The 10218-nt window shown below is 74.8% G+C and carries 10 protein-coding genes; 5 read left to right on the top strand and 5 right to left on the bottom strand.

Going from position 1 to position 10218, the window contains the following annotated elements; genetic code table 11:
• The first annotated feature begins 241 nt into the window (after nucleotides 1-241).
• A complete protein-coding gene (locus AB7J25_RS28240) occupies nucleotides 242-1648 on the top strand; it encodes a DEAD/DEAH box helicase (RefSeq protein WP_428513987.1) in 1407 nt (468 codons plus the stop codon).
• Nucleotides 1649-2200: 552 nt separating this feature from the next.
• Here the strand turns inward: AB7J25_RS28240 and AB7J25_RS28235 are convergent.
• Both AB7J25_RS28235 and AB7J25_RS28230 read right to left on the bottom strand, forming a co-directional pair.
• Nucleotides 2201-3298 (bottom strand): cysteine--tRNA ligase, encoded by a 1098-nt coding sequence (locus AB7J25_RS28235; protein WP_428513985.1) that lies wholly within the window; start codon nucleotides 3296-3298, stop codon nucleotides 2201-2203.
• The gene (locus AB7J25_RS28230; RefSeq protein ID WP_428513983.1) at nucleotides 3298-3768 is read right to left on the bottom strand and encodes a LapA family protein; all 471 of its coding nucleotides are present in this window, start codon (nucleotides 3766-3768) and stop codon (nucleotides 3298-3300) included. Before AB7J25_RS28230 ends, AB7J25_RS28235 begins: the two co-directional genes overlap by 1 nt.
• Nucleotides 3769-3827: 59 nt before the next feature.
• On the opposite strand from AB7J25_RS28230, the gene AB7J25_RS28225 reads away from it, so the two are divergent.
• Both AB7J25_RS28225 and AB7J25_RS28220 read left to right on the top strand, forming a co-directional pair.
• A complete protein-coding gene (locus AB7J25_RS28225) occupies nucleotides 3828-4745 on the top strand; it encodes an SCO6745 family protein (RefSeq protein WP_428513981.1) in 918 nt (305 codons plus the stop codon).
• A 325-nt stretch (nucleotides 4746-5070) separates the two neighbouring features.
• Complete coding sequence (locus AB7J25_RS28220; protein ID WP_428513979.1) at nucleotides 5071-5811, top strand: hypothetical protein; 741 nt, start codon at nucleotides 5071-5073, stop codon at nucleotides 5809-5811.
• Between the two features lie 13 nt (nucleotides 5812-5824).
• On the opposite strand, the gene AB7J25_RS28215 is transcribed toward AB7J25_RS28220, so the two are convergent.
• Nucleotides 5825-6322, bottom strand: coding sequence for a GNAT family N-acetyltransferase (locus AB7J25_RS28215; protein ID WP_428513977.1), 498 nt, complete (start codon nucleotides 6320-6322; stop codon nucleotides 5825-5827).
• Nucleotides 6323-6372: 50 nt separating this feature from the next.
• Between AB7J25_RS28215 and AB7J25_RS28210 the strand changes: the two genes are divergently transcribed.
• Nucleotides 6373-7731, top strand: a complete 1359-nt coding sequence (locus tag AB7J25_RS28210) for a mycothione reductase (RefSeq protein WP_428513975.1) — start codon at nucleotides 6373-6375, stop codon at nucleotides 7729-7731.
• Between the two features lie 83 nt (nucleotides 7732-7814).
• Nucleotides 7815-8762, top strand: coding sequence for an acyl-CoA desaturase (locus tag AB7J25_RS28205; protein ID WP_428513973.1), 948 nt, complete (start codon nucleotides 7815-7817; stop codon nucleotides 8760-8762).
• A gap of 9 nt (nucleotides 8763-8771) precedes the next feature.
• Here the strand turns inward: AB7J25_RS28205 and AB7J25_RS28200 are convergent, their stop codons facing one another.
• Together AB7J25_RS28200 and AB7J25_RS28195 are read right to left on the bottom strand one after the other, a co-directional pair.
• Nucleotides 8772-9254 (bottom strand): hypothetical protein, encoded by a 483-nt coding sequence (locus AB7J25_RS28200; RefSeq protein ID WP_428513971.1) that lies wholly within the window; start codon nucleotides 9252-9254, stop codon nucleotides 8772-8774.
• 148 nt (nucleotides 9255-9402) lie between these two features.
• Nucleotides 9403-9999, bottom strand: coding sequence for a class I SAM-dependent methyltransferase (locus AB7J25_RS28195; protein ID WP_428513969.1), 597 nt, complete (start codon nucleotides 9997-9999; stop codon nucleotides 9403-9405).
• Nucleotides 10000-10218 lie beyond the last annotated feature (219 nt).

The raw sequence follows: 10218 nt of genomic DNA, 5'->3' as shown, positions 1-10218 counted from the left end.
CCCCGGACATCGCCGTCCGGCGCTGCAGGCACCGTGTCGACGAGCCCCCTCCCGGAGGTCCTCGTTGACACCCCTGCAGTCCCGGCGTGCCCCGCGCACGCCCACCGGCACGTCGACCCGAGCGTCCGAGCGCCGAGCCCGGCATCGGAGCGCGGCGCCGCCTCGCACCACGCGCCGCGCAGGCGCGCCTGCCCGTCCTGCGGCGCCGGCCGAGCCCGTCTGGACCGTCCCCGCCACGGGGATGCCGTCCTTCGCCGATCTCGGGCTGCCCGCCCCGCTGCTGCGCGCGCTGGCCGCCGAGGGGTTCACCGCGCCGTTCCCCGTCCAGGCCGCGACGCTGCCGGACTCGCTCGCCGGGCGTGACGTGCTCGGCCGCGGCCAGACCGGCTCCGGCAAGACCCTCGCGTTCGGGCTCGCCCTGCTCGCCAGGGTGTCGGGCACCCGCGCGGCCGCGCGCCGCCCGTCCGGACTCGTGCTGGTCCCCACCCGCGAGCTGGCGCAGCAGGTAGTCGACGCGCTCGCCCCGCTCGCCGCGACGCTGGGGCTGCGGATCGACGCGGTCGTCGGCGGGCTGTCCTTCGGGCGGCAGGCGACGGCTCTGGAGCGCGGTGTCGACGTCCTCGTCGCCACTCCTGGCCGGCTCGCCGACCACCTCGACCAGCGCACCTGCGACCTCGGCCACGTCGCCGTCACGGCGATCGACGAGGCGGACCGGATGGCCGACATGGGCTTCCTGCCGCAGGTCCGCCGGATCCTGGACCGCACGCCCGCGGACGGCCAGCGGTTGCTGTTCTCCGCCACCCTCGACGGCGACGTGGGGGTGCTCGTCGAGCGCTACCTGCACGACCCCGTCACCCGCGCCGTCGCCTCGCCGACCGCGCAGGTCGAGACGATGGACCACCACGTCCTCGTCGTGGAGGCGGCCGAGAAGTCACGCGTGGTCGCGGAGATCGCGGCCCGCGCGGGCCGCACGATCCTGTTCGTCCGCACCAAGCACGGCGCCGACCGCCTCGTGCGTCACCTGCGCCGCGACGGCGTCCTCGCCGCGGCGCTGCACGGCGGCAAGGCGCAGAACGCGCGCAACCGGGCCATCGCCGCCTTCGCCGCGGGTGAGCCGCCCGTGCTGGTCGCCACGGACGTCGCGGCCCGCGGGATCCACGTGGACGACGTGAGCCTCGTCGTCCACGTCGACCCGCCCGCCGATCCCAAGGACTACGTACACCGCGCCGGGCGTACCGCCCGAGCGGGCGACACCGGCACCGTCGTCACGATGGCGACGCCCGAGCAGCGCGGCGACGTCGACGCCCTCACCCGCAAGGCCGGCGTGCGCGCCACCGTCACGGAAGTGGCACCCGGTGGCGCCGACCTCGTCCGCATCACCGGCGCCCGGGCCGGCGGCGTCCCGGAAGCCGAGCGCCCGGCACGCCTCACCCCGCCCGCCGCCCGACCCGCCCGGTCCGGACGCGGGGGCACGGACCCGGCGGCACGGGCCGGGCAGGCCGGCCATGGCGTCCGGGCCGCCCCGGCGGACGCCGCGGGTCGTCCCGCGGCTCGCAGCAGCGGCAGCCCGGGAGGAGCGGCCGCGCACAGCGCCCGCGTCGGCGGGAGCCGGCCGCGCCGGCGGCGCGGCCGCGGCTCGGCGGCCTGACGCCGGCGGCCACCCCGGGCACCGGGCGCACCGACCGCGCCGCTCGCACACACGTTCCAGCGCCCCGCCGCACCCCCGGGCCGCGCCCGCACACACGTTCCAGCGCTCGCACATGCCGCGTGGCCGTCGCACACACCGCCGGCGCCATGTGCGACGTCCCCCCGGTGTGTGCCACCACCCGCGCACATGTGCGGGCGGCCATCTGGAAGCCGCGGCCGCCCACCGAACACGCACCACCCACGGAGCGCGCGCCCACCGACGGGGTGCGGGCCGCCCACCGCGTGCGCGCCACCCCCCGCGGCCGCCGCACCGCCGGGCCCCGCCCGCACACACCTTCCGCCGCCCCGCCGCACCCCCGGGCCCCGCCCGCACACATGCTCCAGCGCTCGCACATGCCGCGTGGCCGTCGCACACACCGCCGGCGCCATGTGCGACGACACCCCGGTGTGTGCAACCACCCGCACACATGTGCGAGCCGACCGCCTGGCCGCCGCGGGCCACCGCCGCCCGGCCACCGGAGCCGCCGACCCGACGGCCGCCGTACGGACCGCGTCAGGCCAAGCCCAGCACCGACAACGCCAGCCGCGCCGCCGCCCCACCCGCCTCCTCGGCCACCGCGAGTGCACCGGGGACGTCCAGGTCCGCCAGCAGCGCGGCGCTCACGGCGTCGGCCGCCGCCGAGTGCCCGTCGCCCACGCCTCGCGCGGCCGCGGCGTAGAGCCGCTCCAGCCGGGCGGCGGCGGTGTCGAGCGCGGCGTGCTCGAAGTCCCACGGCCGGTCCCACGGCCGGTCCACCAGCAGGAGCCGAAGCGCAGCGGCCGGGTGGCCTTCGAGCAGGTCCGAGACGAGCACGAGGTTGCCCGCGGACTTCGCCATCTTCTCCCCGCCGACCCGCACGGTGCCGACGTGCATCCACGAGCGCGCGAACGGCCGCACGCCGGTCACGGCCTCGGCCATCGCCGACTCGTAGGCGTGGTGGGGGAACCGCAGGTCCTCGCCGCCGACGTGCAGGTCCACCGACGCACCGAGCACGGTCAGGGCCATCGCCGCGCACTCGGCGTGCCAGCCGGGTCGGCCGCTGCCCCAGGGGCTCGGCCACGCGGGCTCGCCGGGGCGGGCCGCCCGCCACACCGGGACGTCGTCGGGGTGGTCGGCGCGCTCGTCGTGGAGGTGACCGAACTCGACGGCCAGCTCCCGCGCGACCTCCGCCGGCACGCCGGCCCGCTCGGGCGTGCCGGCGCCGCGGAAGAAGACGGTGCCCTCCCGCTCGTAGGCGTGGCCGCCCTCGAGCAGCGCGGCGGCGAGCGTGACGACCTGGCCGACGTGGTTGTGCGCCCGCGGCTCGTGCACCGGGCGGCGGACGCCGAGCGCGGCCATGTCGCGGTCGAACCGGAACTGCTGCACGGCCGCGAAGCTGTCGGCCCGCTCCCCCGCCCGCGCGGCGGCGGCGTCCAGGACGTCGTCCACGTCGGTGACGTTGCGGCACGACTCGACCTCGACGCCGAGATGGCGCAGCACCCGGCCAGCGACGTCGGCCCAGACGAACGTCGCCGCGTGTCCGAGGTGGGTGGTGTCATACGGGGTGATTCCGCAGACGTACATGCGCGCGCGGCCCACAACGGGCAGGGCCGTGCCCCCGATCCGCAGCATCAACGGCCCTTCTCCGCACGGCGGGCGGCGCGGCGCAGCTGCATGATCCGGCCCGATCCGGGGATCGCCACGAGCAGGACGCCCGCGATCGCGGCCAGCAGCAGCGCGACGCCGCTGGGCAGCTGCCCGCTCCACCACAGGAAGTTGATGATCACGGGGACGTTGTTCTGGACAATGAAGATCAGCAGGAAGATCAGCACCAGGGCGGCGAGCACCAGGCCGAGGTAGAGCCCGCTGGCCACGGTGCGGTGGGCCGGTTTCGCCGGCGGCGCCTTCGTGGTGGGCTGTTCGGCCGGCGGCGTGTCGACCCGCAGGTCGACGGTGCGCTCGTCGCCGGGCGTGGCGTCGAACGGCCGCAGCGCGGGCTCCGTCACCGGGTCCGCGTGTGGATCGTTCTGGCCGACGTTGCCGTACCTCTCGGGCCCGCCGGAGGTGTCCTCCGGGCGCGCCGGATCCCCTCGGTCACTCATGTGCGAAGTATTGCGCAAGCAGCGGTATGACCCGGGCAACAGTCGGCTAACGTCCGGTCGTGGACTACGACGAAGCCATCGCCGTCTTCTTCGCGCCCGCGCCGACCGGTGTCGGCACCCCCACCGCCGTGTCCGCAGCCGCCCCGGCGCGGCGGCTGCGGGATGCCTACGAGCCGCTGTCCATGCATGCGGTGTGGAGCAGGCGGGTGAACGAGGCCCTCGCCGTCCACGGCTACGACTTCTTCACCGCGTACGTGACGGGCCGCGCCGCCCCGCTGGGAGCGGTGCCGTCGTCGGTCGTGTCGGCGACGTTCGCGGTGTTCGATCCGGGCACGATCGACGCGATCTGGACGGGCGGGCTCGGCCTGCTCCCACTGCCGGAGCTGATCGCGCTGCGCGACCGCGAGACCGCGGCGAGCCTGCGCGAGATCCTCTCGCCCGTGGCGGGCGAGGACGAGGTGGGGCGGCTCGCCACCACCCTGGAGGGGGTCACCGACGGGCTCGACGGCACGGGCCGCGTGCTGTTCAGCGCGCTGCGCGCGCAGCCGCGGCTCGAGGACCCGTACGGGCGGCTGTGGCGCGCGACGGACCTGCTGCGCGAGCACCGCGGGGACGGCCACGTCGCCGCGTGTGTCGCCGCGGGTCTGGACCCGGTGCGGATGGGCATCCTCATGGAGGTCTGGCTCGGCTATCCGGTCGGCGAGTACAGCGGTACCCGCGCCTGGCCGGAACGGGCCGCCGCGGCGGGCCTGGCCCGCCTGGAGGCCGACGGCCTCGTCGCGGACGGCGCGATCACCGCGGAGGGTCGGCAGTTCCGCGACGGCGTCGAGGCCACGACGGACGCCGCCCAGCAGGCGGTGGTCGACGCCCTCGGGGGCGAGCTCGACGCGCTCGCGAAGCAGCTGGACGCGCTGTCGCAGCGGTGCATCGAGCAGGGTGCGTTCCCGCCGGACCCACGCAAGCGCGCCGGGGGCTGATCCGCGCCAACACGCGCCAACACGCGCCAACACGCGCCAACACGCGCCAACCCGCACCGTCACGCCGGCCCGTTGCGAGGAGGCGCGACCGCCGACGGGGCTCCCCCTCGGGTCCCCACCGGTGGCCGCGCCCGCCGTCCCCCAGCGGCGCGCGGCCATCCTCTGGCCCCGCGCGCTACCGATCAGCGCCCGTGCACGACCGCAGTTCCCCATACCGGGCAGGAATCAGCCTTGCGGCCGGTCCGCCCAGGCGATATTCCGCCCGCCAGGCACGATCCGGTCCGGAACTTGCCCGCAGGTCCGCCCCTGCGCCACGCTGCACAGCGTGATGCGCAGCCCCGCCCGGATCCTCGTCGCGAGCCGGCTCGCCAACGTCGTCGAGGCGCGGTTGCGGCAGCTCGCCGCTCCCGACACGATCACGATCGCGGCGGACGAGCAGAAGCTGCGTGCCGCCGTCGCGGAGACCCTGCGCTTCGACGTCGTCCTCACCGACCTGACCTGGAACGACGCCGAGCTGGAGTTCCGCTTCGACGGGTTCGACGTGCTCGATCTCCTGCACGACCTGGGTCGCGCGGCCCCCGTGGTGTTCGCCGTGCACGGCAGCACCACGGAGCGCGATCACGTGGACGAGGCGATGGACCGGGCGGTCGTGTCCGGGATCGTGCGCAAGGCACGCGGTCTCGAGGAGATCCTCGCCGACCTGCGCCTCGTCGCGGCGGGCCGGACGCTGCCGCCGGGAACGGTCCGGTCGCGCGCCCCGATCTGCCGCTACCTCGCCGACGGGAGCCGCGGGCGGACGGCCGCCGCCATGGCGGGAGCGATCGCCGCGCGCCGCGCGTCGGACCACGAGTCGCTCGCAGCGGCCGCCCACTGTTCGCGGCACACCGCGACGAAACTGGTGGACCGCTACCTCGGCCCGCTCATCCGCGCCCGCGGCGACCACCCGGAGCGGCTGCCGCTCACCGCGCCCGTCGTGTACCGGTGGTGCGGCGAGCACGCCCTCTACCTGACGAGCTGGTGTCGCCGCAACGGGTTGCGCCACGTCCTCGGCCCCGAGGCCGGGTGACGGGAAGCGGCCGTCAGGCGTCGGGGCCGAGGACGCGGCGCATCGTCACGTGCTCGACGCCGTCCCAGTCGTAGGGCTCACCCACCTGCTCGAACCCGTATCCCCGGTAGAAGGCCGACGCGTGGGTCTGGGCCTCCAGCACGCACGCCCCGTCACCCACCTCGGCGAGCACGGCGGCCATCAGCCTGCGGCCGAGTCCGCGGCCCCGGACGGACGCGGCGGTGCACAGCCGCCCGATACGCAAGCCGCCGCCGGGTTCGGCGAGCAGGCGCGCACAGCCGACCACCTCAGGGGCGTCCGGCTCGACGGCGTTCGGCACGTCGAGCCAGTAGTGGCGGGTCTGCGGCTCGAGGTCGCGCCCGTCGAGCTCGGCGTAGGCACAGGCCTGCTCGACCACGAACACGTCCACGCGTACCCGCAGGATCGCGTAGAGGGTGGCGGCGGGCAGGTCGGCGGCCCAGGAGCGGTGCACGGTGGCCGCCGGGAGCGCGCCGGTCTGCGCATCAACCATTGCCCGTGCCTACCAGATGGGCGAGTGCCTGCCCCGGTTAGCCTCACGACGTGCGCCACCACGACCTGCTCGTCATCGGCACGGGTTCGGGGAACTCGATCCTCGACCACCGGTTCGCCGACCTGGACTGCGCGATCGTCGAGCAGGGAGTCTTCGGCGGCACGTGCCTCAACGTCGGCTGCATCCCGACGAAGATGTACGTCTACCCGGCCGACGTCGCCGAGGAGGTCCGGTCCGCGGGGCGCCTCGGCGTGGACGCCGGCGTGGACCGGGTGCGCTGGCGCGACCTGCGTGACCGTGTGTTCGGCCGGATCGACCCGATCTCCGCGGCCGGTCGCGAGTACCGGGCGGGCGAGCGGACCCCGAACATCACCCTCTACGAGGGCCACGCCCGGTTCACCGCGCCGCGGACCCTGGAGATCGACGGGTACGGCGCCGTCAGCGCCGAGCGGATCGTCGTCGCGGCGGGCAGCAGGCCGTGGGTGCCGCCGAGCGTGCGGGACGTGCCCTACCACACCTCGGACACGATCATGCGGATTGACCGGCCGCCGCAGCGGCTGCTGATCGTCGGGGCGGGCTACATCGCCGCCGAGTTCGCGCACGTGTTCTCCGCGTTCGGCTCGGAGGTCACGGTGATCGGGCGCGGGGACGTCATGCTGCGCGGCCAGGACGAGACGGTCATCGCCCGGTTCACCGACATCGCCCGCAAGCGCTGGGACGTACGGCTGGGCCACCCCGTCGCGCGGGCCGAGGTGGACGGTGGCGAGATCGTCCTCGAGCTCACCGACGGTGCCCGGCTCCGGGGCGACCTGCTCCTCGTGGCCACCGGCCGCATCCCCAACGGCGACCGGCTCGATCTGCCCGCCGCGGGCGTCCCCACCCGTCCGGACGGCCGGATCGTCGTGGACACCTACGGACGCACGCCGGCCGAGGGCGTGTGGGCGATGGGCGACGTGAGCTCGCCCTACCAGCTCAAGCACGTCGCGAACCACGAGGCGACGATCGTGGCGCACAACCTGCTCCATCCCGCGGACCTGCGGGTGACCGACCACCGGTTCGTGCCGTCGGCCGTGTTCACCCACCCTCAGATCGCGGCGGTCGGCCGTACCGAGCGGCAGTGTCGTGACGAAGCTCTCCCGTACACGGTGAAGATCCAGGAGTACGGCGACGTGGCCTACGGATGGGCGATGGACGACACCACCGGGTTCTGCAAGATCCTGGCCGAACGGGGCACAGGACGGCTGCTCGGAGCGCATGTGATGGGCCCGCAGGCATCGACGGTCATCCAGCCGTTGATCCAGGCGATGTCGTTCGGGCTGGACGCCCGGCAGATGGCTACCGGCCAGTATTGGATTCATCCTGCGCTCCCCGAGGTCGTGGAGAACGCTTTGCTCGGTCTCGACCTCTAGCATGAACACGGACGCGATGCCGCACAGCCCGCCACGCCGCCGACTGGTCCCCCGTCCCCCCAACCCTTGAGGTGCCCATGCCGATGACCGCTGTCGACAGTCCTGCCCGCCCGAGGTCGCCGAAACCGATCACCGAGGGGCGGCGCGGACCCGTCGCGCAGTTCTCGGTGTATACGTTCGTCGTCCTCCCGCTGCTGGCCCTGGTCGCCGCCGTCCCGTTCGCCTGGGGGTGGGGCCTGAGCTGGGTGGACGTCGCCATCGGTGCGGTGTTCTACGTCGTGAGCGGGCTGGGCGTCACCGTCGGCTACCACCGCTACTTCACCCATGGCTCGTTCAAGGCGGGTCGGCCTCTGCGGATCGCGCTGGCGCTCTCGGGCAGCTTCGCCATGCAGGGCCCGGTGACGGTGTGGGTGGCAGACCACCGCCGCCACCACGCGTTCTCCGACGCCGAGGGCGACCCGCACTCGCCGTGGCTGTTCGGCGACACCCCGGGCGCCGTCGCCAAGGGGTTCTGGCACGCCCACACGGGGTGGCTCTTCGAGCGTGACATGACCAACCAGGAGCGCTTCACCCCGGACCTGCTGGCCGATCGCGACATCGTCCGGATCGACCGGCTGTTCCCGCTGTGGTCGACGCTCACGCTGCTGTTGCCCGCGGTCCTCGGGGGACTCATCACCTGGTCCTGGTGGGGCGCGTTCACGGCGCTGTTCTGGGCCGGGTTCGTGCGCGTCGCGCTGCTGCACCACGTCACCTGGTCGATCAACTCGATCTGCCACATGATCGGCGAGCAGCCGTTCAATTCCCGGGACCGTTCCCGCAACGTGTGGCCGCTCGCGATCCTGAGCTTCGGCGAGTCCTGGCACAACCTGCACCACGCCGACCCCACGTGCGCCCGCCACGGCGTGCAGCGGGGCCAGGTCGACATCTCGGCGCGCGTGATCTGGCTGTTCGAGAAGTTCGGCTGGGCCACCTCGGTGCGCTGGCCGACCACGCGGCGGCTGGAGAAGCTGGCGCGGGCCAAGACCGCCTGATCCCGGCGGTCAGCCGTCGGGTTCCACCGGTCCGGGTGCCGGGGACCGACCCCGGATCGCACCGACGATCTCCGCCTTCTCCCGCCGGTTCCGGACGAGGTACACCCACCCGTCGGCGGTCTCGACGACCGTCGGCGTGTGGGTGGACCGCAGTACGGAGTCGCGCACGCTCCGCACCCGCCCGACGTGGGTGCGGAGCGCGCCGAGCGGGCGGCGCAGGACCAGGGTCCCGTCGCCGTGCAGCAGCACGTCCGTCGCGGTGTGCAGCACCTGCCAGGTGATCATCGTCCCCACCCCGGTGAGCACGGCGGCGGGCAGGAGGAGCAGCAGCGCGTCCCGTCCGAGGCCCGCCGCCGCGGTCAGGGCGAACCCCGCAGTCGCCACGCCCGCGAGCACGAATGCGGCGCCGAGCGCCGCGGAGAACCACAGCCACACCCGCCACGCGCCGTGCAGCGGCCACCGCCGCACGGCGTCACGGCTCGGATCGCTCATGACCGGCCCCCTCCCACGGCTCGCCGCCGCCGTGCACACGCGGGCGTGGCCGTGCACACGGCCCGACGTCCGCACCGTGACGCGACGGTGTGCACGGCGTACACAGCGGGCCGGGTCCGCACGCCGGTGGTCAGGTGCACGACACGTGTCACCCCGGCGCGACCTCCAGCACGCGGTAGCCGCCCGACGAACCCAGCCGGCTCGTCGGCCAACCCTGCTCCCCCAGCCACCGGGCGAGCGAGTCCGAGCCGAGGTTCTTCGCCACCACCAGGTACGCCCGGCCTTCGGGATGCAGGCGCGGCAGCCACGTCCGCAGCAGGTCGTGCAGCGCCGCCTTGCCCGACCGGATCGGCGGGTTGGAGTAGATCCCGGCGAAGGTGACGTCGTCCGGGACGTCCTCGGGCCGGCAGGCGGTGACGTTGCCGAGCCCGGCGGCCTCGGCGTTGCGGCGGGTCAGCGCGACCGCCCGGTCGTTGACGTCGACCGCCCACACCGGCAGGCGCCGCCGCCGGGCCGCCAGGGTGAGCGCGATCGGCCCGTAGCCGCAGCCGAGGTCGAGCAGCGGCCCCCGCACCGGCGGCAACGGTGCCGTCTCCAGCAGCACCCGGGTGCCGCGGTCGAGCCGCGACTGCGAGAACACCCCGGCGTCCGTGGCGAGCTCCAGCCGCACGTCCGCCAGCTTCACGGTGACGCTGCCGGGGCGGCTGCGCGCGCTCGGCTGCGCGGTGAAGTAGTGCTCGGTCACACCCACGATGCTCCCCCGCCGGCCTGGGCGACGCCGACCCGGGTGCACCGGCGGCCCAGGAACCGCAGTGGGGTGGCTTCACTCCGATCCGGCCGGTGTAAAGCCACCCCACAGCGGAACGCGGGAACGCAGGAACGGGCGGCCGGCGATCAGGTCGCCTTCGGGCCCACCCAGCTCATGAGGCCCCGCAGCTTCACCCCCACCTGCGCGTTCGGGTGC

The sequence above is a fragment of the Pseudonocardia sp. genome (assembly GCF_050246655.1).
Lineage (GTDB): Bacteria > Actinomycetota > Actinomycetes > Mycobacteriales > Pseudonocardiaceae > Pseudonocardia.
This window is presented reverse-complemented; position numbering and strand designations above follow the sequence as displayed.

Excerpts from the sequence above, each read along its gene's own strand:
- AB7J25_RS28235 (WP_428513985.1), bottom strand. The coding sequence starts at position 3,298 with ATGCTGCGGATCGGGGGCACGGCCCTGCCCGTTGTGGGCCGCGCGCGC.
- AB7J25_RS28205 (WP_428513973.1), top strand. The coding sequence starts at position 7,815 with ATGACCGCTGTCGACAGTCCTGCCCGCCCGAGGTCGCCGAAACCGATC.
- AB7J25_RS28215 (WP_428513977.1), bottom strand. The coding sequence starts at position 6,322 with ATGGTTGATGCGCAGACCGGCGCGCTCCCGGCGGCCACCGTGCACCGC.
- AB7J25_RS28200 (WP_428513971.1), bottom strand. The coding sequence starts at position 9,254 with ATGAGCGATCCGAGCCGTGACGCCGTGCGGCGGTGGCCGCTGCACGGC.
- AB7J25_RS28240 (WP_428513987.1), top strand. The coding sequence starts at position 242 with ATGCCGTCCTTCGCCGATCTCGGGCTGCCCGCCCCGCTGCTGCGCGCG.
- AB7J25_RS28230 (WP_428513983.1), bottom strand. The coding sequence starts at position 3,768 with ATGAGTGACCGAGGGGATCCGGCGCGCCCGGAGGACACCTCCGGCGGG.